Origin of the sequence: Flectobacillus longus, from assembly GCF_030056705.1 — a bacterium.
In the GTDB taxonomy this organism is placed as follows: domain Bacteria; phylum Bacteroidota; class Bacteroidia; order Cytophagales; family Spirosomataceae; genus Flectobacillus; species Flectobacillus longus.
The window spans coordinates 18992-45970 of record NZ_JASHIC010000041.1 but is presented as its reverse complement, the minus strand read 5'-3'; the positions used below and the strand labels follow the sequence as shown (position 1 = coordinate 45970).

Genomic DNA, 26979 nt, shown 5'->3' with positions numbered 1-26979 from the left:
TAGTTATAGATCTTTGTTAAATCGCTTCGACACAACGATTTCAAGTTGGATGGGGTTTAACTTTATAGCATTCATTATCATGGCAATTAAGAAAATTAAAAAGTCAAGATGACTTCAATGTTAAAATGTGTTTCTGGCAAAAAAATATAAATATTTGCTTCTAATAAGTATAGTTTATTGCCTGAAGCGTAATCATGAAATGGTTTAAGGAGTAACACTAAAATATACTGTTTAAAAAAGTATTCTAAAAAAACACCTGAAAATACTACATTTAGCCCGCTCTATACCGTTTGATTGCAAATTTTAATTAAAATTATTACAAAGGCATTTAGTAAATACGGAAATCTTTTTGTTTTTTTGGCATGGATTTTTTTTAGTCCAAATTATATTAAAATAAGAACACTGTCCCTTTTATTAATCTTAAACCCTTTAATCAATTATGTCCCAAACAGTTAATAATAATCGATTGTTTTTGGCGAGTTGCTTTGCACTAATCACTACTTCAATGGCATTTGGTATCCGTGCGGGTGTACTCACACAGTTAGGTGATACTTTTAAGCTCGATGCCGAACACTTAGGTTATGTAAACCAAATGGCTTTCTTAGGTTTTCCGATTGCAATGATTATCGGTGGCCCACTTTACAATGTATTAGGTCCTAAAAAAATTATGTGGGTGGCTTTTGCTACGCACGTGTTAGGGTTAGTGATGACCATTTTCGCAAGTGGTTTCTGGACATTGTTGATTTCGACTTTCTTTGTTGGGTTTGGTAATGGAACCGTTGAGGCTGCCTGTAACCCAATGATTTCTGATATGTACGAAGGCAATCAAAAAACCAAAATGTTGAACCGTTTCCACATGTGGTTCCCTGGAGGTATCGTTATTGCGAGTTTGATTTCTGAATTTATGACTTCGGCTGGTATGGGCTGGCAGTTGCAAATTGGTATTATTTTGATTCCTGCTGTAACTTATGCTGCTTTGATTTTGGGACAAGCATTTCCTGAAAGCCAAGACGAGGGTGCTGCTTCTACAGGTCAAAACTTCAAAGCGATGCTTTCGCCATTGTACTTATTCATGTTGGCATGTATGGCTTTGACAGCTATTTCAGAGTTTGGTCCTGAGCAATGGATTGGTCCAGTATTGGGTCATGCAGGAGCAAGTCCAATGTTGATTTTGGCTTTGGTAACTGGTTTGATGGCAGTAGGTCGCTATTTTGCTGGTCCAATTGTACACAACCTAAACCCAACGGGCGTATTGTTAGGTTCGGCTATTTTTGCTACTATTGGTGTAGTTTTGATGAGCCAAGCTGAGGGTGCAATGGTATATGTATCGGCTGTAATCTTTGCGATTGGTGTATGTTATTTCTGGCCAACTATGATTGGTTTTGTAGCTGAATATCTACCTCGTACTGGTGCTTTTGGTATGTCAATTATTGGTGGTATGGGTATGTTCTCTACCTCAATTTTCCAACCAATCATTGGTAAATGGTTGGATGACGAAAAAGCTGCTGCTGCTGCCAAAGGTTTGACGGGTCAAGAGCTTGATTTAGCTGCTGGACAAGCAACTTTGGACAATATGGCGGTATTCCCATTCATTTTGATTATCGCTTTTGCCGTATTGTATTTTATTATGCGCAAACAAACTCCATCAGGAGCAAAAGCACATTAAGAGTAATATTATCATAAACACCAATGCCGTAAGTAGATGTCTGCTTACGGCATTGGTGTTTATGGTAAAGATAAAATAGAATATTTTGATTACACGAAAGATACAGCTTACATTTTATGTAGGCTTTTCTTTTGCTTGACTGAGCGTTTTCTTGAAGTAGCTGGAAGGGTATTTTGAAAAAATCTATATAATTAGCGAACTATAATTCCCTAAAAAGAAACCCCACCAATATCATATCGGTGGGGTTATCTGTGCTAACAATCGCAATATTTAAGAGTAGTTTGTTTTATGCCTAGTTTAGAAGTAAGCCAAACCCGAAACGGTAATAAATAATCAAATAATGTCTTCTTGCTAGTGAATTTATTATCATTACTTTAGATAATAATGGCATTAGCTCCTCACATTTTTAGTAAAAAATCTTGGTAAAGACCAATGAAATAAGTTCGTAATACTACTGGTTTTAATAAAAATCAAAGTGCTCAAAATACCTGAGGTAAGTGATGCTATAATGACCCCAATTTTGATAAAATCTTTTACCTGTGAATGAAGGTAAGAATGCTCTGTCATAAAGATTGCCATGGTTACACCTGTGCCTGCCAATATTCCCATTCCTAAAATATGTATCCAATTAATGTTGGGAGGAAGCTGTGCTATATTCAAACGAACAGCAAGCCATGTAGCAATCATAATCCCAACAGGTTTACCTAGTAGCAGCCCAATCAAAACACCTGTTACATGAGATTCCTGTAAGAATTCTAAGCTTTCAACATTGATAATAACTGCTACATTGGCAAATACAAATAGCGGAACTATCAGATAGTTTACAGGCATGTAAAGCCATCTTTTTAGCTCTTCTATTCGATTAATAGGGATAGAAAGGGCTGTAAAGATTCCTGATAAAGCAGGTGGTAATCCTGCTTGTACCATATTCCACCAAACAAATACTCCTATCAAAAAGTAAGGAATAATGTGAGTGGGTTTAAAATATCTTAATCCAAATAATGTCAGCACACTTAGTAAGGTGAGAACGATTTTTAGGCTTGCAACGGTTGGTAAATAAAATACGACTAATAATGAAATAGCTAATAAATCGTCTATAATAACAAGAGCAATAAAAAAAACCTTAATAAAATTGGGTACTTTATTTCCCAATAGTTTTAATATGCCTAATGAAAATGCAATGTCTGTAGTAGTGGGTATAATCCAACCAGCATAGTTACTTTGTTTTTGATTAAAAAAACAAAAAATAACAATCGGAACAATAAGTCCTCCGATAGCTGCTATTAATGGCAAATTGGCACGTCTATAAGTTTGTAATTCACCATAAACAAACTCTTTTTTCAAATCGAGACCAATCTCTAACATAAACAATGTCATTAATCCTTTATTGATAATATCTAGTGAGGAAATACCTCCCAATTCTGGTATTAATGGTGATGACCAGAACTGAATGTAGGCTGTCCCACTAAGAGGAATATTTGCAAATAAAAGAGTCAAAAACAAGGCGTTGAGTAGTAAGAATCCACTTAGTTGACCTGTCTGCTCTATCTCAACAATAGGGCTCGACACCTCCTTGATAGGCTCAACTAAAACTTTGTGGATACGCTTTTTCATTTATATTTGGCAAGCAACTAAAACATGCCCTTAAAGATTACTAGCTCAAAAGTAATCGTGTCTCAACAGACCTGAATACTTGTAAAATTATATGAGAATAGAGTGATGCAAAGTGTTTTAAACACCATCTCTTCAAAATTACTAATTGCTCGGTTGTACATTCTTGTAAACCTTTCTGTAATTCTTTTTTAAATAATAGAGGCGAAAAACTTACCTTTTTTAAAATCAACTTAATATAGTTTAAGCGAGAAATTTTCGTTCTCTTCACAGTTACTTCCATAAGTCAATAAATTTAGTAAATTGATTTTAGGAGAATTTCCTAATAAGACAAATAGGTAGAGTCATTGCATAGGCGACACAAAATCAATAGCATGTTTGTTGATAAGAAAGCACAAAAAAAGCTTAACAAAGAAGTAAGGGGGCAACTGAGATATCAGACGAGAGCCAGTCAGTAAGCTAATGCCTCATATCTGCCTGCCCCACAACTTCGTTAAACTTCAACATATATTTCTCTTTCCGCTACAAAGTTGTAACTATAAAGTTAAAACTTTCTTAGACAGATATTAGAAAATGCTTAGAATGTGATATTACTTGGCAAAATGAGGGTAAAAGTAGTGCCAATATTAGGCGAAGACTTGACATCGACGGTGCCACCGTGCATACGAGCAATGCGTTCTACCAACGAAAGCCCAATACCATAGCCTTTGATGTCGGCAGTTTGGCTACTTCGGTAAAATGGTTGGAAGATATAAGATAAGTCAGACTCTTGAATGCCAATTCCTTTGTCTTCAATGGCTATTTGAATTTCATCAGCAAGGCAGCGTAGGCGGATAATGGCTTTTTTATCAAATGAAAATTTGCAAGCATTTTCTGCTAAGTTAACAATTGCCGTTTTTAATAAGGCTGAGTTACCCAACATACAAAGCCCATCAGGATCTTCAGGGAGCTCATCAAAAAGAATATCTATTTGATATAAAGCATTACTTTTGGTCAAAAGCCCACGAACTTCCCATAAAAGTTCATCAACACGAACTTTGTCAACAAGCAAATCTTGCTTAGCACCGTCAACCTTGGTCAGTTTTAGCAAATTTTGGGTGAGGGCAATGAGCTCTTGAATATCGTCCAGAACCGAATACATTGTTTTTTGATATTCTTGGGGCGTACGAGTTTTGATGAGACTAACTTCTAATTGCGAAGACATTTTGGTCAAAGGGTTCCGAAGCTCGTGTGAAACATTCGAAACAAACATCCTTTGAAGCTTAAAGGTATCCTCAACACGGTCAAGCAGTTGGTTGATGGTATGTGTTAGGGTGTCAATTTCATCTTGGTTATCTTGTTGGGTAAGCCGTAGGTGCATATTTTTGGGAACAATACTATTGAGTTTTTGACCCATATCGTCAATCGGAGCAATAGCCTTGCCTGCATAATACCACCCTGCTGCCGAAACCCAAAGAATAACAATCAAAAATAATAAGACCATGATGAGCCTCATTTGTGCCAAAAACGCTCTCCCATAATCATCAACTGCACTTGCTACAATAAAATAAGGTTCAGGTGTTTGCGCATAGTATAAACCTACCCCGTGATATTTACCATCTTTAAAACGATACTTTTTTTCCAACTGAATCTTAGTCATCAAGTCTTCTGTAAGAGGTAGCCCTTTGCGATCGTTGGTGGTAAAGACCTTTTTTTTGTTTTGGTTATAAATCGTGATATTCTCGCTGTGAAGAACGTTTTTGTTACGGTCGGTAATGGTTCTCAAAAGGGTAGAATCAACATCGTCTACCACAAAATAGAGTTCAGCCGTAGTTTCGGTACGGTTGGAAAGTCGGCGATAAAAACTTTCGCTCAGGTAATATTGCGTATAAAGGTATATCGACAACAACACCGCTAGGAGTATTGTTGAAACGATAAAAATAAATCTTATGGTAAGACTAACCCTTATTTGCATATTATTCTTTCTTCAGTACATAACCCATTCCAAATACGGTGTGAATAAGCTTTGTATCAAAGTTTTTATCGATTTTTTTACGTAAATAATTAATATAAACTTCCACAAAATTAGTGCCTGTATCAAAGCCAATATCCCAAACATTTTCGGCTAATTGTACTTTTGATAGTACTCTGCCCTGATTGCGCATCATATATTCCAATAAAGTGAATTCTCTTGCAGTAAGTTCAATTATTTGCTCATCTCTAGTTACAACTTTGGTATCAAGATTCATTTCTAGTCCCTCAAATTTAAGTGTTTGATGAGTCATTAGAGTACTTGACCCTCTTTTTGTGAGTGAGCGGACACGTGCTAGTAGTTCAACAAATTGAAAAGGTTTAACCAGATATTGGTCTGCCCCTGAGTCAAAACCATTTACTTTATCTTCTGTTTCACCAAGCGCAGTTAGCATCAAAATTGGTGTTTGAATTCCTGATTCGCGAAGTTCGCGTGACAGTACAAAGCCGTTAAGTCCAGGCATAATAATATCAGTAATAATCAATGAATAATTATTACGCATAGCCAACTGTCTGGCAATGAGTCCATCATAAGCAATGTCTACCTCATAAAGGTTTTCTTCAAGACCTTGTTGAATAGCATGTAAGGTTTTTGGTTCGTCTTCAACAACTAAAATTCTCATAGTTTTAAAATTTGATTGATACTAAGTAAAAGAAGTTAAGTAATAATGCAATCTTATTTTGCATTATTACGCTTTATGCAATAGGCAGAATGTGACCATTCTTTCATAAGAAACACTTTTCAACTTTTAGCCTATGGCATAAAGCATAATGCCTGATACTGGTAAAATTATACAATTTCACCAATGGCTTCATCATTGAAACTGCTCGAATTCCCTTTTTTCTCAGCAGTCATAATTCCAAACATCATTAATACACTGGTAATCAGAATGACAAAAAATAAAATACCATTGTTAAATGTATTGAGCTTGAACTGCTGTGGAATACTATAAAATAACAATATAGTAATCAAGCCCCTTGGCATAAGTAATAACTCTGGCATGGTGTTTTTTTGAGATTGAATAAATCGAAGAAAAATAAATCGAATCACAAGTAAAGCTAATACCACCATTGACCCTGTTACCCAAACTTCTTCTTGACTAAAAATACTAACATTCATTGAGTACCCAAAGAGTATAAAAAAGAAAGTTCTAATCAAAAATGCTGTTTCGGCAGTAATTGATTTGAGGTTATTTTCTACTTCATCAAACATGTGTTGAGGTACTCCTTCTACAATGATTTTGGGACGAATGATTTTTCGGTTATTGATAAATAATCCAAAAAATAAGATAATCAACAAAGAAGGTAAATGCAATAATTTACCCGCCGCATACAGTACTAATAATACAGCAAACAAAAGAAAATATTTCAGATGCAAGGTAATCCTAGACAAAAGATAAATTAATCCAAGTGCAACTACCACTGAAAGCAGCAACGACCAAACAATATTGAACCCATACATGATACCCGATTCTAATGAGATACCTTCTTCGGCAATGAGATAATTGAAAAATAAAATCCCTAAAATATCCGAAAAAGATGCTTCGTAAATAATGAATTCTCGTTTATGTGGAAGTAAGTTTTCGACACTCGGAATCACAATTGCGCTACTTATAATCGACATGGGTGTGGCATAAACTAGGCAGTTACGAAATGTTTCGCCCGTTGCTTGCTGTATAATCAAAGCAATAGAAAAAGAGGATGCCAGCAATATAAGTAAGGCAGCAAAAAATGCTTGGGCAATCATTTTGGATTTATCCCGACTAAGTTCCAAGTCAAGACTCGCCTCCAAAATAATCATAATTAACCCCACTACGCCCAAAATTTCAACCGTCTTGTTGACAAACGTAGTTGGCAATAAGTTTTGTCCAAAAAACTGCCCGACCAGAATACCCGTTCCTAGAAGTAATAACACCGACGGAATCGCAAATTTCTTGGCTATAAGATTAAAAATATACGATATAATTACACCGCCCGAAAGCAATAAAACAATTTCATACGTATTCATAAATGTAAGATGGTTAATAGTGAAGTGAAGTGGTAATTAGAGGTTACTAGTATATTCATTATTTGCAGGTACTTATAATCATACGAATACCCACAGATATACGATTAACTTAACCTTTCCTGTTACTTAGAATCTATTGTGTAAAAACAAGCAAATACTTCCTTAAGTTTTGGTTTAAGAATATCTAAATGCTTCATAGCATGCAAGAAGTCCACATTTGTTTTAAAAATCGTTAAGAAAAAATTAGAAATTACTTAGAGAGGCTTAGGTAAATGGGTTCCTATAAATTTATTAAATCTTTATAAAAGACATACACAAAGATTGGTAAATTTGGTATCTTGAAAGTTTAAATAGTGGCTTTTGAATGACTAAGCCTTATTAAATCGTAGCATAATGAAAAAAAAACTGTATCAGTATGGGATTTTGTTAGGACTTCTTGCTTGTGTAAGTGCTTGCCGAAAAGATATGCGTTTATTTGATAAAGAAGTACGCCCAACCTTAGAAGAGTATGGTAAACAAAATCCTGAAACAAAGCTACAAGTAACTACACGTTTAGGAAACTTCACGATACAACTATACGAAGGCACACCGTTACACCGAGCCAATTTTGTTCGTCTGGTAAAAGGTGGTTACTATACCGATTTGTTCTTTTATCGAATTGTCTATGCAACAGCTATTCAAGGAGGTGCCGAATGGATGTATCGCCTCGACTATGATTTGCCAACTGAAGTAGATACCTCCAAGTTTAGACACAAGCGTGGAGCAGTTGCCATGGCACAATATGACCCCAGCATGAATCCCGAGGGTAATACGTCTCCCAGTGAATTTTTTATTATTACCAATGCGGAGGAGGCTCGCAAATTTGACGGAATTTACACCGTAGTAGGAGAGGTAACAGAAGGAATGGAAGTGGTCGATAAAATCAAGGAAGCAAGAGCTTTCAACGAAAAACCTGTGGATCCTGTAAAATTTTCTATTCGTATTTTAGATTAGGTATAGGAGCAAATAGACACAATTTTTCCCAAATTTAGAGAATAGCGAATTTCTTCTTAAAAAGAATCACTCATTCACAAAATCACTAAATTTGGGATGACTCATGTTTGATAAATAGCCTATCATATACGCTTCATCAAAGTTCTAATTGGTTTAAAAGCCAATGGGCTCTCGTTGTTTTTGCTGAAGAATACGATAAGCTTCTAAATATAGTTGCTGCTCAAATTTTTCTTTCCAAAATTTGAGTTCTATTTCCAAGCGGAGATTTTCGGATTTTAGATATTTGTTTTCTTCTAACAAAGTGTCTATTTGTGGAGATACGCTCAATTCGTTTTCTTCCCAAAGTACAGGAATATCTAGTACTTTAGATAAATCTTGAGCACGTTTGATACTAAGTTCCGTTTTACCACGCTCAATATCGCCATAAGCCGTAGTTGAAATTCCCAACATATCGGCTACATTTTCTTGGGAAAGCCCTTTGAGTACACGAGCTTTTCTGATTTTATCAGGAATAGAATCTTGTTGTTTCATATACATTGTTAGGTTGAGTTGAATATCCTTAACCAAGAGATTATAGTTGGTAGCTCAGTTAAATTTTGTCAAAAAATATCATGTCTGTTATCTACTGCACAGTTAGAAGGTTTAAATTATATAATCCTTTGATTTACAAGAAAGTATTTTTAAAACTTTTTGCAGAGTAATAAAAATCATAGTGAAAAATCGTATTTTCCGAGAATTTATCTGAAAATCTGATTAGGTTTTTTTCATAGATTTTGCATCTTTGTTTAAAAGAACTACCTCTTAGTTGCAAAACACTGTAAGATGACTTGAAAGTTCAACGACGATTTGCCTCGAACCATTTTACAGATTTTGAAGTTTACAGTTTAAAATAACGGTTATAAAATTATGTTTCACAAAGATTTAAGTTCAGAAGAATTCAGAAAATATGCTGTTCATCACAGAGGTTTGAATGGCTTGGCAGTAGATCAGTACATGAATCAGATAGGTGGGCAGAGCCGTCCATTTATTGAAGACATGACTCAATATATCATTGAAGAGCGCCCAATGCGTTTTGCTCAAATCGACGTATTCTCACGTTTGATTATGGACCGTATTATTTTTATGGGCGTGCCAGTAGATGATTATATGGCCAATATCATTGTAGCACAAATGTTGTTTATGGAGTCGACAGACGCTCGTAAAGACATTATGATGTATATCAATAGTCCTGGTGGGTCGGTATATGCTGGTTTGGGTATTTATGATACCATGCAGTATATCCGTCCAGAAGTAGCTACGATTTGTACATCATTGGCTGCGTCTATGGGTGCAGTATTGTTGGCTGGTGGTGCAGCAGGCAAGCGTTCGGCTCTTCCTCATGCACGTATCATGATTCACCAACCATCGGGTGGAGCGCAAGGTCAGTCTCGTGATATTGAAATCACTGCTCGTGAAATCGTGAAAATCCGTAAGGAATTGTACGAAATTTTGGCACAACACTCAGGAAAATCATTCGAAGAAATCGAACGTGATTCTGACCGTGACTACTGGATGCGTTCAGAAGAAGCTAAGGAATATGGTTTGATTGATGAGATTTTAACTCGTTAATCTTCGAAAACTTGAAGTGCTGAGTGATTTACAGAAATTCTGTTATTCCCACAAATCACCATATAAATGCTTACTCCTTTACGATAGGGGTAAGCATTTTTAGTATAAATTCAGTACTTTTGTGAATGGTTGTACCAAACAGTTGCCTGAAGTATGTTGAAACAACTGCCATTGCGGGAACCCTTCTTTTTCAAATTGTATTTTACAAGAGTTGAGATATCGTAACAATTACACAACTCTCTTATTTTTTACATAGAATGAAACAACAACAACAGCCTCATTGTACGCTATGTGGTCGTGGCCAAAAAGATGTGCCATTGCTATTACAAGGTATGGAGGGTCATGTATGTAGTGAATGTGTCACTCAGGCTTATCAGGTAGTTCAGCAAGAAGCAAGTCCTTCGTCACGCAGCTTTAAGGGTGATAAAAAGAAAGGTGGCGCTCGCTTCGAATTGGTAAAGCCAATAGAGATGAAAAAGTATCTTGACCAATATGTAATTGGACAAGATGAAGCAAAAAAACACCTTTGTGTTGCTGTTTATAACCACTACAAAAGATTGATGCAGCCTAAAACTGATGATGATGTACAGATTGAGAAATCTAATATTATCATGGTGGGCGAAACAGGAACAGGTAAAACGTATTTGGCTCGCACGATTGCCAAAATGCTTCAAGTTCCATTCTGTATTGCCGATGCCACTGTGATTACTGAGGCAGGTTATGTGGGCGAAGACGTAGAAAGTATCTTGACTCGTTTGTTGCAAGCAGCTGACTATGACGTTGCCAAAGCCGAAATGGGAATTGTCTTTATTGATGAAATAGATAAAATTGCACGTAAATCTGACAATCCATCAATTACACGTGATGTATCGGGTGAAGGTGTACAACAAGCGTTATTGAAATTGTTGGAAGGTGCTGTCGTAAACTGTCCGCCACAAGGAGGTCGTAAGCACCCAGAGCAAAAAATGATAGCGGTAAACACCGAAAATATCTTATTTATCTGTGGTGGTGCTTTTGATGGTATTCAACGTCACATTGCTAATCGTCTGAATACTCAGCCAGTAGGCTTCAAAAAAGGAGCTAACTTTGTAGATGAGTTTGACGAACAGAATTTATTACGTTATGTTTCTTCTCAAGATTTGAAATCATTTGGTTTGATTCCCGAATTGCTGGGACGTTTACCAGTACTCACTTCTTTGAATCCTCTGGATGCAGAAACACTACTTTCGATTTTGAAAGAGCCCAAAAATGCAATTACGAAGCAATACGAAAAGCTCTTCAAAATGGAAGATATAGATATTCATTTTGACGACGATGCTTTGCAGTATATTGTTGAACAAGCAATGGAATTCAAATTGGGTGCTCGTGGGTTACGCTCCATTTGTGAAGCAATTATCACCGACGCCATGTTTGAGTTGCCTTCGCAAGATGAAATAAAAGAATTTAATGTGACGCTTGAATATGCTAGATCGAAGTTTGAAAAAACGGCTTTGCATAGAATGAAGAAAGTTGCATAAAAAATAAATTGCGAATCCCCGAACACATTGTTTGGGGATTTTTTGTTATATAGTAATATTAGCTTTCGGACTTTGGGTAAAAGGTTTTGGGATTGAGTATTTTTAAATTCATAGTCTTTTTTTCGATTTCGGATTACAAATCCTATTTTATAAACAATTAAAGAATGAAGGTATTTCCAAAATCAGAAATCCCCAATAGCTAATAGTCATTCAATTATTCTCAAAACATAACGGACATGATACAGAAAAAAATAGTAGTATTATTACATGGGTTTGGTGAGGACTCGACTGTATGGTTGGGAATAGTACCTTACTTACAAAAGAGTTTATTGGTATTTACGCCAGATTATGCCAAGGAAACTACCTTGAAAACAATGGATGATTATGCCGATTTTGTAGCACAACAGTTACAAGAGGCAGGCGTGAATCAATGTACCCTGATTGGGCACTCGATGGGAGGGTATGTTGCATTGGCATTTGCTAAGAAGTACCCCGATATGATTTCAGGTTTGGGGTTATTTCATTCTACAGCTTATGGAGATTCTGAAGAACGAAAAGCGCTACGTTTGAAAAATGTTGATTTCTTGAAAACACATGGTACCGAGGTTTTTATCAAAAACTTTACACCAAATCTTTATAGCGAAGAGTTTAATGCTCAAAACCCAGAAGTTGTTCAGAAACATATCAATTATTCGTCTCAGTTGCCAGTAGAAGCATTGATGGTGGCTATGGATGCTATGCGTATTCGACCAGACCGTAGAGAAGTATTGGCTAATGCTAAATACCCTATTATGATGATTATCGGCAAAAAAGATAAAAGTATTCCAGTGGAAGATGCGCTTGAACAATTGTCTTTGGCTGGTAATACTAGTTCATTGGTACTTGATACTGTTGGGCACATGGGGATGTACGAAGAACCAGAGGAATGTGTAAGATTTATCAAGAAATTTTTATTGAAGTAAGTGATATGTTACAAGTATATATGTTATGGGAAAGTTACTTCTGTTGAAGCTTAACACGAATTTTACTTTAAAAGTAACAATATGACTATTTCTTAAGCAGTGATTCCACTTAGGGGGTGAATTTATTCACCCGTGATGAAAAAGTTTAAACAGTATTGTTATTCTTAAACGCCAACAAAAATTGAATATCTCAAATATTTTGCTCATGGCTGAAAGCAAATAGCCAAATACTCAATAAAAAAAAGCTGACTCTTTCGAGCCAGCTTTTTTATTACTGTACTTTTCAGGAATTAGAATTTATCCCAGAAAAGTTTTGTATTGATTTTATCAGAACCGATAGCCGTTGAAGCAGCTTTCCAGTTTACGTTGTTCAGAGTTTGTTCTCCTACAGGATACGTAAAACGAGTTGGAATATCAGCATAAGTTTTGTTAGCAGGCACATTGAAGATTGGATAATCCAAACGTCTCCATTCTGTCCAAGATTCAAAACCACGGTTATATAATGCAATGTACTTTTGAGTAGCAATTTTTTGCTTGTAAGTACCAGTTGCAGTAGCATAAGCTACTGTACTTTTTGCAAGATACTCTGTAATAGCCGCATCGCTCATACCCCAATAGCTCATCGAAGCTTTGATACCTTGGTTATAGAATTGTTCGGCAGTACCACCTACATTATAACCACGAGCCGCTGCTTCAGCAAGGTCGAATGAAATCTCTGCATAGTCCATAATCAAACCTTCTAAGTCTGGCTGTTGGAATTTTTCGCCAATAGCTGAGAAGTTGGTATAGTTACCACCAGCAGCATACGGACCACCCACATATTTGCCATCTAATTGACCGAAGAAAACAGCACGACGTGGATCCGACAAATTATTCATCAAGTCAACTACTGTATTAGCAGGCACATAATCCTTACGACCACTCTGAATCAAGTCAACCCAGATAGGGTTTGTATTTGGTACTGAAGCATAATACTTTAACGCAGTGTTATCACTGTTTGAAGTAAATACACCTTTTACAGCTGATTCAACCATTGTTTTTGATGTAGTAGCATCAACGTCAGCTAAAGTCAAACCCATTTTCACTTTTAAGCCATAAGCAAACTTCAACCATTTGGTCATGTTGCCACCATATACTAAGTCAGCAGCACCAAAAGAACCAGCAGAAGTATTGATACCCGCAATAACAGCATCCAAACGCTTCGCTAAGTCAGCATAGATTGTTTTTGCGTCGTCGTATTTAGGGTTAACATTTTGAGGATCTAAAGATTGAGAATAAGGAACATCTCCAAATGTATCTACCAATTTTTGGTAAGAATAGATGTTCAATAATTCAATAAGAGCCAACTTGTTTGCCTTTTCGATAGTTTGTTGGGCACCAATTGGAGTTTCAGCAGTAACTAACGCTTTAGTCTCTTTCAAGTTGTTCAAGATGTTGAAGTAGAAACGCAACCATACAGCATCAGGAATTTTACGAGTAGCAATATCGTAGTTACTTTCGTCTGTATAAGTAGTTTCAGTCCATTGCTGAGCAAACAAACGGAACACGTTACGGTTCACGTTTGTGTTCACCATTTGGTCAAAAAGGTTTGTTTCTGCTGCGGCAAATACGGTAGCAGATGGCACAGAACCCGAACTTGGGTGTTTTTTGTCGGTATTCAAATCTTCGAGATTGCTCTCACAAGACATCGACAACAGTGCTATAGATAGGAATGTTACAATTTTTTTCATTGGAATAATATCGTTTTTCGTTTGATAAAAACCTTAAATCAATAAGTTGTAAAGGTTTTGATTAGAACGAGAATTTAAGGCTTGCTCCGATTTCTCTTACTGAAGGATATACACCTGATTGGAAACCAGAAAGGTTACCTGATGTCAACCCATCTTCTGGGTCAGCATAAGGCAAGTTTTTGTGGATAATCCAAAGGTTACGACCTACTGCAGACAATGTAGCACCTTTAATGAAGTTGCTTCCGCCGAATAGATTTGCAGGTAATTTATAAGAAACAGTTACCTCTCTCAATTTAACGTAGCTAGCATCATAAACGAAAGCACCAGCAGGGTTTCTTCTATAACCAAAGATACCGTAGTTTTCGCCACTTACACGGATAGTGTTTGCAGTACCATCAGCTTTCACACCTGGATATATCCAGCCACCACCATCATTGTTTGAAGCACGTACAGATACTCCTTTGTCGTTCAATACGTCTGTTTCAGCATACAAACCTGTAGCTAAACCATAGTATTGGTCAAGAGAGAATACGCTACCACCTTTTTGAATATCAATCAAGAAACTGAAAGAAAGTGCCTTGTAATTGAAGGTATTAGTAATACCCATTTTCCAGTCTGGAGTGATGTTACCAATTACGCTAGTTGCATCAGATTGTGCATAGTAACCAGTTGTAGCAACTACTTTTTGTCCGTTTAAGTAAACAAAGTTAGTTCCTTTCAATACACCATAAGGCTCGCCCACAGTAGCGTTCAATGTAACACCACCTTGGAAAGAACCTAACTGCAAGTTGCTTACGCCATCATACAATTCAACCACTTTGTTGCGGTTCAAAGTAAAGTTAGCATTCAATCTCCATGAGAAATCGCCAGTTTGAACTGGTACAACAAACGCCGACAATTCGATACCTTTGTTTTCGATAGTACCAGCATTTACGTATTTTTTGTCATAACCAGTAGCTTTTGAGATAGAAACAGGCATGATTTGATCCACTGACAATGTACGATATGCTGTAACATCAAATCCTAATCTATTTTTCAAGAACTTCATTTCTAAACCAATTTCAGCACTTTTTGTACGTTCTGGCTTCAAGTTAGGGTTGTTCAATACAGAACCCGTTACGAATAATGTTTGTCCACCGAATGAGTCTCTTGTATCACCGTTCAAGTTGGTTGGTTTTACGTAGGTATTCAACAAACTCAATGCAGGAGCAGTGTTACCTACTTCAGCATAGTTTACACGAACTTTACCAAAGCTCAATGCAGGCCAGCTTTCTCCTAATTTGTTAGAGAAAATATAGCTCAAAGAAGCAGATGGATAGAAATAAGTGTTGTTTGATACAGGCAAAGATGAAGAAACATCACGACGAGCTGTAAGGTCTAAGAACAATTCATTGTTGTAGCCCAAAGATCCACTAGCAAAAACACCCTCTTGGTAAATAGCACTTACGTTTTCTGTTGGTGCACTAGCAGCTGATGCAGAGTTTGCTAAAGAATAGATTCCTGGTACAACCAAACCACCTACTGTAGTTGCATACATTGTGCTAACTTCAGTTTTACGAACGTTGGCACCAATCATACCTTTCAAGTTGAATTTCTCTGACAAATCTTTGTGATAGTTTGCAAAGAAGTCATAGTTCATCTCTCTGAAGGTACGATCATAACGAGAGTATTTAGCAGTACCGTTGTTGTTAATAGAACCAACTGCTACGCGTTCCTCTTGTTGTTCTGTATAAGTATCCATTGAGATACGACCTAGTACATCAATATCATTTGTGATTTTGTAAGTAGCTGTTACGTTACCAAAAACACGGTTTCTCCAGTCTGTTTCGTAGTTATTAGCACGTTGCCAGTAAGGGTTATCCCAGAAGATAGGCTTAATGTCACTAGGGTCAGTCCAGTTCCAAGTAATGTTTTGTCCAGTTCTATCAAAAGCTGATTTCAAATCTAAGATATCAACGTTTGTTTGATACCATTGACGGAAGCTAGACATGATGTTGTCTGAATAACCATTGCTATAACGACCTTTTGCATCTTGACGAGCAAAGTTGATATTTGTCGTAATTGTAAACTTTTTGCTGAAATCGTGGCTACCAGCAAACGAGAAGTTATTTTTCTGAATGCTAGAGTTTGGAAGAATACCAGTTTGGTCAAAACGAGTATATGATACACGGTAAGAACCGTTTTCGCTACCACCATCCAAAGAGATAGTTCCGTTGAATGTTTTTGCGTCGTTGAAGAATTTAGCAGGGCTGTTTTGAGCAGCTACCCATGCGCTAGTTTTACCATATTGTGGTGACGATGGGTCAAATGAACGCCAGTCATACACTTGTTTGTTAGGGTCAAATTTAGCACCCCAAGAAGCATCTTCTGACATAGGAACAACAAGATCGTCTATTCCATCACCGTTGATATCTCTGTACAAGAATTTAGCACTAGGATCTTCATAGTAGTTACCATAACCACCACCGTAGCTAGATTGGTATTTAGGGAAAGTAGATTTGTCGATAGACCCTACAGAATATCCCATGCTCACGTTTACTCCTAATCCTTGGTTTTTCTTACCTTTTTTAGTCGTAACCATTACAACACCATTGGCAGCTCTTGAGCCATAAAGGGCAGTTGCAGCAGCACCTTTCAATACGTTGATCGACTCGATGTCGTCTGGGTTAATATCTGAAGCAGCGTTACCGTAGTCATAACCACCACCACCTTGAGCTGTCGAAGAGCTAGTAGTGTTTGAGTTATCGATAGGTACACCATCCACAACGAACAAGGCTTGGTTGTTACCAGTCAATGATTTGAAACCACGAACAACGATGTTTGTCGATGCACCCATGTTGTTGTTACGTTTGATTTCAACCCCTGATACTTTACCAGACAATGAGTTGATGAAGTTACTTTCCTTGGCAGTACTTACTTGGTCGCCTTTAACTTCTTGAGTTGCATAACCCAAAGATTTTTTGTCACGAGATACACCAAGGGCTGTTACAACAACCTCTGAAAGAGTGGAAGTACTAGGAACTAGCTTTACATCAATGACAGATTGAGAACCAACAGCCAAAGTTTGTGCGTTGAATCCAACTGAAGAAAAAATCAGGGTTGTGCCACTACCCACAGAGATACGATAAGTACCATCTGTAGTAGAAGTAGTACCTTTTGAAGTACCCTTCACTGAAATACTTACGCCTGGGATAGGAGAACCGTCTTCGGATGAGGTTACCTTCCCTGTAATTTGCCTGTCTTGAGCAAATGTGCTACCTAACTGAGCCAACAATAGCAAAGCGGTTAGCAGTAAGAGTTTTCTCATAATGATTATTGGTTAAATTGTTGGTAAAAACTTTTTATATACACGCTTTCTTGAAAAGGCGTGAATAGTGGTTCAAGCATATAATTATCACTATCATACCACAGGCAAATAGTGAAGATTATTCATTTTATTAATAATTTATATAAGAGCGGTAAAGTTAGAGCTCAAGCTCAACTTGCAGATAAGAGGAAATAAATAGTTAATTACTAGCAACAAAATCAGCTAGGTATGACGCTAGTGGTGCGATAAATCCTGAAAAGCGTTAGGAAATTTGCTGTACGGAATTACATCAGGGCTGAAGTCAAACCCTATTCCATGAGATTTTTTAGTCAAAGAAGACGTTGTGTCCACTTTTAGTTTGATTGACTCTAGTGTAAAATTTTTCAAAATAATATACTATTTAGTTAATCTAGCATTTTCAAATAATGTAGGTTATCCGAAAATGCTATAGTTTCTTTTAGTTTTGTTTCGATGAAGTTATTCTTCCAAAGATGTTAACTCAAATCGCTCGCCATCAAAAAGGCCAAGGTCTGAAAGCTTTAAATTTGGAATAACTAGGAGAGCCATAAATGAAAGACTCATAAAGGGTGATTTCAATGTGGTTCCTAATTCTTTTGCAAATTTATCAATTTCCGAATAATTATTTGCTATATCATAGCCATTTTCTCCTGACATAAGTCCGGCAATGGGTAATGGAAGTATTTTATTTTGTCCATTGCCCGATACTGCCGACACCCCACCTTGTACCTCAATAATTAGGTTTACAGCGTCAGATATTGCTTTTTCGTCGACACCAACTACCACAATATTATGTGAATCGTGGGCTACAGAAGAGGCAATAGCACCTGATTTTAATCCGAAATTTTTTATAAAACCAATAGCAGGAGAGGTATCTTTATAGCGATTTACTACCGCAATTTTCAAAATATCACGCTCAACATCCGAAACAATCTCACCATTTACGACCTTCGCTTGGTGTTCTGACTTCAAAGTTATCAATTGACCGTCCAGTACTTCTATGACTTTAATCATAGCATTATCAGGATTTTGCGCATTTATTCTGAAATCTTCCGAAGTTTTCAATGTACAGTTGAATTGATTTTGTAGTTCACTGTCAAGATTTGGAATAAAGGATACGCCATTTTCTGCAATTTTTTCTCCATTCAGATATGTTGCCAAAATGTTAAAGTCATCAGGATTGTCTATCAATACAAAATCGGCAGGATCATTTGCTCGCAACAAACCTACAGGCAGTTGATAATGTAATGCTGGATTGATGCAAGCCACTTGTAAAATCTCAAACAATGAATCTGGGTATAGTGCAAGTGCTCGTTTCACTAGCTCATTGATATGCCCTTCTACCAAATTGTCAGGATGTTTATCATCAGAACAAAACATCATATTGTGGTAGTGCTCTGGTAATAATCCAATCAAAGCATCAAAATTCTTTGCCGCAGATCCTTCACGAACAAGAATCTTCATGCCATATTTGAGCTTATCGAGCGCTTCTTCGGCTGTAAAGCATTCGTGATCTGTTTGACAACCTGCTTCTATATAGCGTTTGGCTGCTTCTCCTCTTAAGCCAGGAGCATGACCATCAACAGGTTTGTTGTATCGTTGTGCCAAACTAATTTTAGACAACATATCAGGGTCGCCGTGTAGTACACCCGGAAAATTCATGACTTCGGCCAAATATCCAACTTCAGGATAATTATCAAACAAATAAGTAATGTCTTCGGGTGTAATAGTTGCTCCCGCAGTTTCAAAAGTGGTAGCTGGTACGCATGATGGCGCACCAAAACAAAACTTAAATGGTACTTGACGGGCATTTTCAATCATGTATTCTACGCCTTTAACACCCAATACATTGCCAATTTCGTGCGGGTCGGATATTGTAGAAACAGTGCCATGAACAACCGCAAGTCTAGCAAACTGTACAGGCGTAAGCATGGAGCTTTCGATATGCACGTGTGCATCGATAAAACCAGGGATAATATATGGCGTATTAGGATGAGCTTTTGAAGCTAATTCAATGATTTCTTTGATATGACCGCCTTCAATTGTAATTTGACAGTACGAAATATTTCTATCAAGTATGTTGATGAGGTTTGCTTGAATCTGCATAAGACTATAATTTTGATATTCAGATGTTTATAGAGTAAATGAGTTTAATCAACTTTGGAGATTCTCACAACTCTGGTTCAAGTTACTTATCTTTGTACAAAATATCTATTCAATGAAGAAAATCATTATTGCTCTCGACGGCTATTCAAGTTGTGGAAAAAGTACCACCGCAAAGCGTGTGGCTGCTCAATTAGGATACGCTTTTATTGACACCGGTGCGATGTATCGTGCGGTTAGTTTGTACTTCTATGAGCATCATATTAGCCTTACCAATCCTAAGGAAATCGAGAAGGCACTTAGCGATATTCATATTACATTTCAGTTCAACGAACATCGTGGCGCCAGCGATGTGTACTTAAATGGATTGAATGTTGAAGACGAAATTCGTAAAATGTATATTTCACAAATGGTAAGTGAAGTAAGCGCTATTACTATAGTACGTAAAGCCATGGTAGCTCAGCAACAGAAAATGGGTAAAAGCCGTGGCGTAGTAATGGATGGTCGTGATATCGGGACAAAGGTATTTCCTGATGCCGAAGTAAAAGTGTTTATGACTGCCGACCCTGTGATTCGTGCCGAAAGACGCCAATTAGAGCTTTTGCAAAAAGGAGAAATGATTGACCTTGAAGAGATTTTAGAAAATCTTAAAAAAAGAGACATTATCGACTCTACACGTGAAGAAGGCCCTTTAGTACAAGCTGAGGATGCTATTTTGATGGATACCTCCTTTATGACTTTAGAAGAGCAAGTGGATTTTGTGATTCAGTTGCACGATGCAAGAGTGGCATTGTTAGATTAATAGTAAAATATTGAACAATGTAATCTTCTAAAACCAAACAATACGATTGATAGTTAGTACTTTAAATAACAAAACCATTGATGCCGAATGATTAAGAAGCTTTCTGCATCAATGGTTTTTAGTTTTTATGAAAAATTTAGTTTTATAGTGACTATCTATCTTCTGAAAAACCTTTTTCTAGAACTAATACTTTATAAATGACAACAAAACATTACGATTATTTATTGGTAGGACAAGGACTTGCGGGATCTTTATTAGGGTATAGCTTGGCAAAACGTGGATGCTCAGTCATGGTATTGGATAATTACGAACAACCGTCATCTTCGCGAGTTGCTGCTGGCATTTACAACCCTGTTACTGGACGGAAACTTGTAAAAACATGGTTGGCCGATACGATATTTCCATTTCTCAAGACATACTATACAGAACTAGAAGAGAAATTAGGAGAAAACTTCTTTCATCCAATGCCGATGTTTCGTCCGTTTCCCAATCAAGAAGTAAAGGATTTTCTTTTGCAAGAAACGGCTGTGGCAAATTATGGCGATTTTGGGAAATATCACACGCCCGACGAATCACTCAAGAGTGTCGTAAGAAGCGAACTAGGTGGAGTAATTACCAATCATTCTGGTTGGGTAGATTTACCGCGGATGTTGGATGCTTTTCGAGAATATTTTGAAAAAAAGCAATGTTTGCTGCAACACTTATTCGATTATCAGGGTCTTCATCTTGAAAACAATACTTACCAAGTAAGTAACGAATTGACGCTGACCTACAACAAGTTGATTTTTTGTGAAGGTTTTTATGGACGAAATAACCCATATTTTTCTTGGTTGCCATTCAATCCTGTAAAAGGAGAAGTATTTCGAGTAAAATTTAAAGAAGATATTTCATTGAATGAAATGGTTAATCAAGGAGTATTTGTGATACCACTTCCCAATGGGCGTGCTAGAGTAGGCGCTACTTATAGCTGGCATGAACTGGATTGGATACCCACCGAAAAAGGAAGAGGGGAGCTTCTAGATAAATACAGTAAGCTCATGCTTGCTGATATCGAAGTAGAAGAACATCTTGCAGGGGTACGTCCTGCTACCAAAGACCGTCGTCCCATTGTAGGGTTACATCCAATATACCCTAATTTGGGAGTGTTTAACGGACTTGGCTCCAAAGGCGTTTCGTTAGCACCGTATTTTGCCGAACAATTTGTTGACTTTTTGGTCAATAAAAAAGAACTTGACCCAGAAGTCAATATAAATCGTTTTGGTTCGTTATATTTAGGCCAAAAGCAATCTTAATAAGTTGCCCTAGGCGATAAGCAATGAGCGCTAGGCTTGGATTCATGAAGGATAATCCAAGTAGTCTGACTTTTCGGATACCACCTAAATCTAAGCTTTTAGTAGCAACAATACCCAAGCTGAATCAACAATGAAAAAAACTATACTAGTACTATCTCTGCTAGCCTCGTTTTATGCTGATGCCCAAACTACTTTTCCCACTCAGGAGCAGTTTGGGAAAAATAGAATTCAATACCGCCCATTTCACTGGAAAGTTTTAAGTACCCAAAACTTTGAGGTATATTACTATGAAGGTGGCCAGCAAACTGCAACATTAGCGATTCAAATGGCCGAATCTGAATTCGACCGTATTACCGACGTGCTGGGTTATTCTCCGTTTAATCGTACAAAAATTTTTGTGTACAATGCCACTTCTGACCTTAATCAAAGCAATGTCGGTTTAAGCTTGTCGAGCGAAAAAGAAATTCGTGAAGAAAACTTGGCTAAATCTCGTGTTGAAATCGCTTATTCTGGAAATGCAGCTATATTTCGCAAAGAGCTCACTCGTGAGATTTCTAGGGTGTTTATTCATGATATGTTGTACGGAGGAAGCATCAAAGAATCTCTCCAAAACTCCTTGTTATTGAGTGTACCAGAATGGTTTATTTCAGGTATTTCACAATACATTGCCGAAGGTTGGAGTACCGAGTTGGATTCATACATGAGTGATGCAATTATCAATAAGTTTATCAAACGCCCTAACCAAACCGCTGGACGTGAAGCGGGCTTAATAGGGCAATCGGTTTGGAACTACATTGCTGAGCGCTATGGTCGTGAAAACATTTCCAATATTCTTAATCTAACACGTATTATTCGTAATGAACAGACTTCCATTTCTAGTACACTAGGCATGCCTTTTTCTAGATTTCTAAAAGAATGGAGAGAGTTTTACGCTAGTAATGCCGAAACCACAATAACCAATTATACGCTTCCTCAGTACGACTTTAAGATAGGACAACAGGCCTTGAATGCCCCCAATCGCCTTAACCAATTCAAAATAAGTCCTGATGGTAACTTTTTGGCTTTGACTCGCAACGATTTAGGTCGTTCGAGCGTGGAAGTAATTAATCTTAAAACAAAACGTAGCGAAACTATCTTATCAAGTGGTTTCAAAACACTCAATCAGTCAATTGACCATACTTTGCCTTTAGTATCTTGGACAAAAGGCGGTTCGTTGGCGGTTATTTTTGAAGACCGAGGAGATATGATTTTGTATCTGTTTTCGGATATTACTGAAAAAGATCTTTCAGGAAAGTTACAGACTAAAAGAGTCCTAAAGAATTTTGCTCAAATCAGTGATTTCGATGTTTCGGATGGCGGTACACAAATCGTATTTAGTGCCGAAAGTAAGGGACAAAATGATTTGTTTTTGATGGATATTGCTCGTTCGTCGATAAGCCAATTGACTAATGATTTATATGACGATTTGAATCCGCAATTTGTTGGAAGTGCAGGGAAAGTCGTATTTGTCTCTAATCGTCTTAAAGATTCTTTAGAGGTAGACAAAGGAACTCATAAGTCCGTGTCAAATCCTTTCAAATTGTTTTTGCATGAAGGAAAACCAAAGACAGAGACAGTAAAGATTTTAGTTGATTCATTAGGAAATATTTCTCGTCCTGTGGTTGCTGATGGCAATACAATCTATTTTTTGAGTGATGAAAAAGGTATTCGTAATATTTATAAACTAATTGCAGGCGAAAATTCTCCTAACCTAGTAAGTGCTTTTCGTACCGATATTGTAGATTTTGACTATTCTTTGTCTAGCAATAGCTTGGCATATCGTTTTATCGATAATAATCAAGATATTATTGCATATCAGAAAAATGCAGATTTGGGTATTAAATCTAATATCCCATTTACCAACCGTAATGTCAGGTTGTTTGGGGCACCAATTGTCAATACAACCAAACCAACCAGCTCTGGTACAAAACCTGTAGAAGTTACCAAAGACGTGACTAGCCAACCAAGTATTAAGCTATTGCCTGGCGAAATAGATACAGATAATTATCAGTTTGATGATAATGCAACGGTCAAATCGCCTGCATCAAATACGACAGATAAAAAGAATGATAGAAAGGCTCGCACCGAACGAATTTTGTCATCTAAGCAAGCCAGAAAAGATAATATCAAAATCAAAGGCCCAACCGATTATAATAATGCTTTTGTAGTAAATGGTACAGAGACAGATTTTGTAGTTGATCCACTACCACAGCGAGGATTTGGGCTGAATGCTAATCTGAAGATGAATGATTTGTTGGAGAATCATTTATTGAAAACGGGATTGTTTTTAACACCTAATCTCAAAAACTCAGACTTGTGGGCAGAATATTCGTATCTAGCACAAAAGATTGACTACTCTGTAAGATTTGATAGAAGAACTACCAGCGACGACGGTGAAGTACAGGATACCAAATACCGTTTGAATAAAGTAACTTTTAGCGCAGCATATCCTATCAATACTAATTCAAGAATATCAGTTTCAACTAATTTTATTACGACTCGTTATTATGAATTTGACTTAAATACGAGTGTAATTGCACCATACTTGCCTACTATCAATGCCGATTATGTAGGAGCAAGAGCTGAGTATGTGTATGATAATACGATTAGTCATGGACTGAACCAATTAGAAGGTACACGATTTAAGGTTCGTTATGACCACTACTCTGGTGTAACGTCGGCATCTGATGGATTTGAGAAAATCAACATCGATTTTCGTCATTATATTCGACTTGGAAAAGGAACAATTTTAGCATTACGTGGAGCAGGAGGGCATTCTTTTGGAAATGCGCCAAAGGCAACTGTAATGGGTGGTGCCGACAATTGGATTGGTCGTACTTATGAGGCTACTAACAACAAGAATAATCCATTTACCTCAAGTTCCATCGAAAAAGATTTATTCTTTTTAGATTATGCAACGCCTTTAAGAGGTTTTAATATGAATAAAATTTCGGGTAATAGCTTTATGGCATTGAATGCCGAGATTCGTTTCCCAATAGCGAAGTACTTGTACTCTGGACCAATTTATTCGAATTTCTTTAAAAATTTACAATTAACTGGTTTTACAGATGTTGGTACTGCTTGGACTGGTGTTGGCCCTTTTTCTCGAAGAAATGCGTTCAATACCTATGTATTACCCAATCTTACTCCAGCACAAATTGCTAATGGTGAAAATATACCATTTCGAGCAACAATCACCGACTTTCGTAGTCCATTCTTAGTAGGCTATGGAGTAGGGGCACGAACAACATTTTTGGGCTATTTTGTGAAGTTTGATGTTGGCTGGGGATTAGAAAACAAAGAAGTAAAAGCACCAATCTCTTATTTGACTTTAGGATATGATTTTTAATCTAGATTTTACTTGTAGAGACGCAATGCTTTGCGTCTAAAGAGGTGTCATGTTGAAATATAGTATGAAAACATGAGTCTTCCCGAATTTTTATGATTGGGATTATTCTCCAAGTTTTTATCAAAAAAAGGGGGCGAAAAATATTTTTCGCCCCCTTTTTTTGATAAAAACTATGCTAGAAATGACTTGACTTAAGACGCAATCATTGCGTCTCTACTGATGGAATACAAATTTTCACATAATCACTCACTCGCTAAATTCGAGATGACTCATGTCTGTTTTATTAGTTTTTGTGAGAAATTTGAGCTTCATAAATTTGAAACAATCTATCTCCACATGAGTTTTTGATGAGTTTTGTTGGCCAAATCTTGACTCCTTTTTGCTCTAAATAATGAATAAAAGCGTCTGATTTTTTCTCTTCCATTGTGACATTATAGTCATATCTTGTTTTTTTAGCAATATCTGTGGCTATAGCTTGTACAATAATCACAGGTTTGTCGGCATTGAAGAAGTCTTGATTTTTGACCCACCATTTTGATAGTTCAGAAGGATAAGGGAACAGTCGATAAGGCTCTGAAAATTTATTTCTTTTGTTATCAATACCTAATAACTGAGTGTGTGTACCCCAATCTGTAGAGATAACTAAGCGATTTTTGTCTTTAGTAACATACGATATGACTTCATTTATTTCTGGTATGAAAATTTCAGTGACACAACTTTGGTTATGAATGTTTTGAAAGAACAAGATATTTGTAAAAATATTCCAACCCACTCCAACCATCGCTACTCCAACAAAGGGTACAAGTCCTCCTAGGTATTTTCCAAGTTCATAAAAGCTACTGAGTACAATAATGGGAAGCATAGGGTACATCACAAAACTATGCCAAACGTGCGTTGCAGCAGGAGTAATAATGTATTGTAGAAAAATTAGCAATATCAACAAAAGTCCTTGTGTATGTGACGAGTGGAATGCAATACGTCTTTTCAGATATAACCAACAATTGGTAAGTAGACAGCTTAGTATAACCACATTCATCAAGGTAGAAGAAAGAACCCCTGCAATACTCCAGCCAAAAACCTTGAAAATACTATTTTGTAAAAGCAGATATTTGGTTTCTTTTAAACAAAATGATAAACGCTGTTTTAAAGCAACAAGAGTTAAGCCTTCTCCTTGTCCATCGATATGGAGTTGTTTTAAGGTAAATAAAAATAGAAACACAAATGCCATATAACCAAGCCCATAGCGGAAAAGATTAGATTGTAGCAGACCTTTGAAATCTGATTTTTTAAAGATAAGCACCATACTTGGAGCTTGCTGTAGCACATATACACCAAACACGGCATTGGTAAACCAGATAAAATTAAATTTATTATACACTCCTACAAACATCAGAAAGAATATCACTAGTCCGTAACGAAACCAATGTTTGTTGGGGTATGTTAACCATTGGAGGATTAATAATTTGATAAATAACTCAATACAAGAAGGGCCTTTGTCGAATCTTTGTAAAGTAAGAAATGTTAAATCAACAGATAAAATCAATAGCGTAGCAAGAGCTATACTATTATTGAAATATTTTGCTGTAATCTTATAACTAAGCCACAAGTTAACACAAGCTAAGAAAAGCATTGGTAATCTAACACTGAGTGTACTTACACCAAAAACTTTAAAAATAGGTATATAAATCCATGCTTTTAAGGCGCCAATATAGAGATAGCACAGAATGACCCAATCTTTAATTTTATAGCTTACAAAAGTCTCTCCATCAAGGTCGCCTAGCGCAGCATTAATAAAAAGGGTCTCATCGTATTCCAATCCGAAATACTGTAGTTTGTATAGCCCTAAAAAGATAAAAATAAGACTTGAAAAAGTGATAATGGATTTACTTAGTGTCGTATGTTTATTTAGCATAAAAGTGTAAGTATATAGACTGATGTTATTAGTCGCTTAGATTTATTGAAAA

17 protein-coding genes are annotated in these 26979 nt (G+C 36.8%); 8 read left to right on the top strand and 9 right to left on the bottom strand.

Going from position 1 to position 26979, the window contains the following annotated elements:
- The first annotated feature begins 439 nt into the window (after positions 1 to 439).
- Positions 440 to 1666: an MFS transporter gene (locus tag QM491_RS24100; RefSeq protein WP_283330112.1), complete on the top strand. Its 1227-nt coding sequence runs from the start codon at positions 440 to 442 to the stop codon at positions 1664 to 1666.
- A 390-nt stretch (positions 1667 to 2056) separates the two neighbouring features.
- Here QM491_RS24100 and nhaA read toward each other — a convergent pair whose 3' ends face one another.
- From nhaA to QM491_RS24080, 4 genes are all read right to left on the bottom strand, one after another.
- Positions 2057 to 3280: a Na+/H+ antiporter NhaA gene (gene nhaA, locus QM491_RS24095; RefSeq protein ID WP_283330111.1), complete on the bottom strand. Its 1224-nt coding sequence runs from the start codon at positions 3278 to 3280 to the stop codon at positions 2057 to 2059.
- Between the two features lie 574 nt (positions 3281 to 3854).
- Positions 3855 to 5231 carry a HAMP domain-containing sensor histidine kinase gene (locus QM491_RS24090; RefSeq protein ID WP_283330110.1) on the bottom strand — a complete coding sequence of 459 codons (1377 nt, stop codon included), beginning with the start codon at positions 5229 to 5231 and terminating at the stop codon, positions 3855 to 3857.
- Between the two features lies 1 nt (position 5232).
- A complete protein-coding gene (locus QM491_RS24085; protein WP_283330109.1) occupies positions 5233 to 5910 on the bottom strand; it encodes a response regulator in 678 nt (225 codons plus the stop codon).
- A 167-nt stretch (positions 5911 to 6077) separates the two neighbouring features.
- On the bottom strand, positions 6078 to 7295 hold the full coding sequence (locus QM491_RS24080) for a cation:proton antiporter domain-containing protein (protein WP_283330108.1): 1218 nt from the start codon (positions 7293 to 7295) through the stop codon (positions 6078 to 6080).
- 393 nt (positions 7296 to 7688) lie between these two features.
- Between QM491_RS24080 and QM491_RS24075 the strand changes: the two genes are divergently transcribed.
- Positions 7689 to 8288, top strand: coding sequence for a peptidylprolyl isomerase (locus tag QM491_RS24075; protein WP_283330107.1), 600 nt, complete (start codon positions 7689 to 7691; stop codon positions 8286 to 8288).
- Positions 8289 to 8441: 153 nt separating this feature from the next.
- On the opposite strand, the gene QM491_RS24070 is transcribed toward QM491_RS24075, so the two are convergent.
- On the bottom strand, positions 8442 to 8819 hold the full coding sequence (locus QM491_RS24070; RefSeq protein WP_283330106.1) for a helix-turn-helix transcriptional regulator: 378 nt from the start codon (positions 8817 to 8819) through the stop codon (positions 8442 to 8444).
- Between the two features lie 375 nt (positions 8820 to 9194).
- Here QM491_RS24070 and QM491_RS24065 point away from each other — a divergent pair, with 375 nt between their 5' ends.
- The 3 genes from QM491_RS24065 to QM491_RS24055 all read left to right on the top strand — a co-directional run bounded on the left by QM491_RS24065 (position 9195) and on the right by QM491_RS24055 (position 12375).
- A complete protein-coding gene (locus QM491_RS24065) occupies positions 9195 to 9896 on the top strand; it encodes an ATP-dependent Clp protease proteolytic subunit (protein WP_283330105.1) in 702 nt (233 codons plus the stop codon).
- A 257-nt stretch (positions 9897 to 10153) separates the two neighbouring features.
- Complete coding sequence (gene clpX / locus QM491_RS24060) at positions 10154 to 11413, top strand: ATP-dependent Clp protease ATP-binding subunit ClpX (RefSeq protein WP_283330103.1); 1260 nt, start codon at positions 10154 to 10156, stop codon at positions 11411 to 11413.
- A gap of 236 nt (positions 11414 to 11649) precedes the next feature.
- The gene (locus QM491_RS24055) at positions 11650 to 12375 is read left to right on the top strand and encodes an alpha/beta fold hydrolase (RefSeq protein ID WP_283330102.1); all 726 of its coding nucleotides are present in this window, start codon (positions 11650 to 11652) and stop codon (positions 12373 to 12375) included.
- 290 nt (positions 12376 to 12665) lie between these two features.
- On the opposite strand, the gene QM491_RS24050 is transcribed toward QM491_RS24055, so the two are convergent.
- The 3 genes from QM491_RS24050 to ade all read right to left on the bottom strand — a co-directional run bounded on the left by QM491_RS24050 (position 12666) and on the right by ade (position 19536).
- On the bottom strand, positions 12666 to 14105 hold the full coding sequence (locus QM491_RS24050) for a SusD/RagB family nutrient-binding outer membrane lipoprotein (protein ID WP_283330101.1): 1440 nt from the start codon (positions 14103 to 14105) through the stop codon (positions 12666 to 12668).
- 61 nt (positions 14106 to 14166) lie between these two features.
- Positions 14167 to 17412 (bottom strand): SusC/RagA family TonB-linked outer membrane protein, encoded by a 3246-nt coding sequence (locus QM491_RS24045; RefSeq protein WP_283330100.1) that lies wholly within the window; start codon positions 17410 to 17412, stop codon positions 14167 to 14169.
- A 477-nt stretch (positions 17413 to 17889) separates the two neighbouring features.
- Positions 17890 to 19536, bottom strand: a complete 1647-nt coding sequence (gene ade / locus QM491_RS24040; RefSeq protein ID WP_283330099.1) for an adenine deaminase — start codon at positions 19534 to 19536, stop codon at positions 17890 to 17892.
- A gap of 112 nt (positions 19537 to 19648) precedes the next feature.
- Here ade and cmk point away from each other — a divergent pair, with 112 nt between their 5' ends.
- From cmk to QM491_RS24025, 3 genes are all read left to right on the top strand, one after another.
- Positions 19649 to 20335 carry a (d)CMP kinase gene (gene cmk / locus QM491_RS24035; RefSeq protein WP_283330098.1) on the top strand — a complete coding sequence of 229 codons (687 nt, stop codon included), beginning with the start codon at positions 19649 to 19651 and terminating at the stop codon, positions 20333 to 20335.
- Between the two features lie 197 nt (positions 20336 to 20532).
- Positions 20533 to 21627, top strand: a complete 1095-nt coding sequence (locus QM491_RS24030) for an NAD(P)/FAD-dependent oxidoreductase (protein ID WP_283330097.1) — start codon at positions 20533 to 20535, stop codon at positions 21625 to 21627.
- 130 nt (positions 21628 to 21757) lie between these two features.
- On the top strand, positions 21758 to 25015 hold the full coding sequence (locus tag QM491_RS24025; protein ID WP_283330096.1) for a hypothetical protein: 3258 nt from the start codon (positions 21758 to 21760) through the stop codon (positions 25013 to 25015).
- 283 nt (positions 25016 to 25298) lie between these two features.
- On the opposite strand, the gene QM491_RS24020 is transcribed toward QM491_RS24025, so the two are convergent.
- The gene (locus tag QM491_RS24020) at positions 25299 to 26927 is read right to left on the bottom strand and encodes an ArnT family glycosyltransferase (RefSeq protein WP_283330095.1); all 1629 of its coding nucleotides are present in this window, start codon (positions 26925 to 26927) and stop codon (positions 25299 to 25301) included.
- Positions 26928 to 26979: the final 52 nt, after the last annotated feature.

Excerpts from the sequence above, each read along its gene's own strand:
- QM491_RS24075 (WP_283330107.1), top strand. The coding sequence starts at position 7,689 with ATGAAAAAAAAACTGTATCAGTATGGGATTTTGTTAGGACTTCTTGCT.
- QM491_RS24045 (WP_283330100.1), bottom strand. The coding sequence starts at position 17,412 with ATGAGAAAACTCTTACTGCTAACCGCTTTGCTATTGTTGGCTCAGTTA.
- ade (WP_283330099.1), bottom strand. The coding sequence starts at position 19,536 with ATGCAGATTCAAGCAAACCTCATCAACATACTTGATAGAAATATTTCG.
- cmk (WP_283330098.1), top strand. The coding sequence starts at position 19,649 with ATGAAGAAAATCATTATTGCTCTCGACGGCTATTCAAGTTGTGGAAAA.
- QM491_RS24050 (WP_283330101.1), bottom strand. The coding sequence starts at position 14,105 with ATGAAAAAAATTGTAACATTCCTATCTATAGCACTGTTGTCGATGTCT.
- QM491_RS24025 (WP_283330096.1), top strand. The coding sequence starts at position 21,758 with ATGAAAAAAACTATACTAGTACTATCTCTGCTAGCCTCGTTTTATGCT.
- QM491_RS24055 (WP_283330102.1), top strand. The coding sequence starts at position 11,650 with ATGATACAGAAAAAAATAGTAGTATTATTACATGGGTTTGGTGAGGAC.
- QM491_RS24020 (WP_283330095.1), bottom strand. The coding sequence starts at position 26,927 with ATGCTAAATAAACATACGACACTAAGTAAATCCATTATCACTTTTTCA.
- QM491_RS24030 (WP_283330097.1), top strand. The coding sequence starts at position 20,533 with ATGACAACAAAACATTACGATTATTTATTGGTAGGACAAGGACTTGCG.
- QM491_RS24100 (WP_283330112.1), top strand. The coding sequence starts at position 440 with ATGTCCCAAACAGTTAATAATAATCGATTGTTTTTGGCGAGTTGCTTT.
- QM491_RS24065 (WP_283330105.1), top strand. The coding sequence starts at position 9,195 with ATGTTTCACAAAGATTTAAGTTCAGAAGAATTCAGAAAATATGCTGTT.
- clpX (WP_283330103.1), top strand. The coding sequence starts at position 10,154 with ATGAAACAACAACAACAGCCTCATTGTACGCTATGTGGTCGTGGCCAA.
- QM491_RS24085 (WP_283330109.1), bottom strand. The coding sequence starts at position 5,910 with ATGAGAATTTTAGTTGTTGAAGACGAACCAAAAACCTTACATGCTATT.
- QM491_RS24090 (WP_283330110.1), bottom strand. The coding sequence starts at position 5,231 with ATGCAAATAAGGGTTAGTCTTACCATAAGATTTATTTTTATCGTTTCA.
- QM491_RS24070 (WP_283330106.1), bottom strand. The coding sequence starts at position 8,819 with ATGAAACAACAAGATTCTATTCCTGATAAAATCAGAAAAGCTCGTGTA.
- nhaA (WP_283330111.1), bottom strand. The coding sequence starts at position 3,280 with ATGAAAAAGCGTATCCACAAAGTTTTAGTTGAGCCTATCAAGGAGGTG.
- QM491_RS24080 (WP_283330108.1), bottom strand. The coding sequence starts at position 7,295 with ATGAATACGTATGAAATTGTTTTATTGCTTTCGGGCGGTGTAATTATA.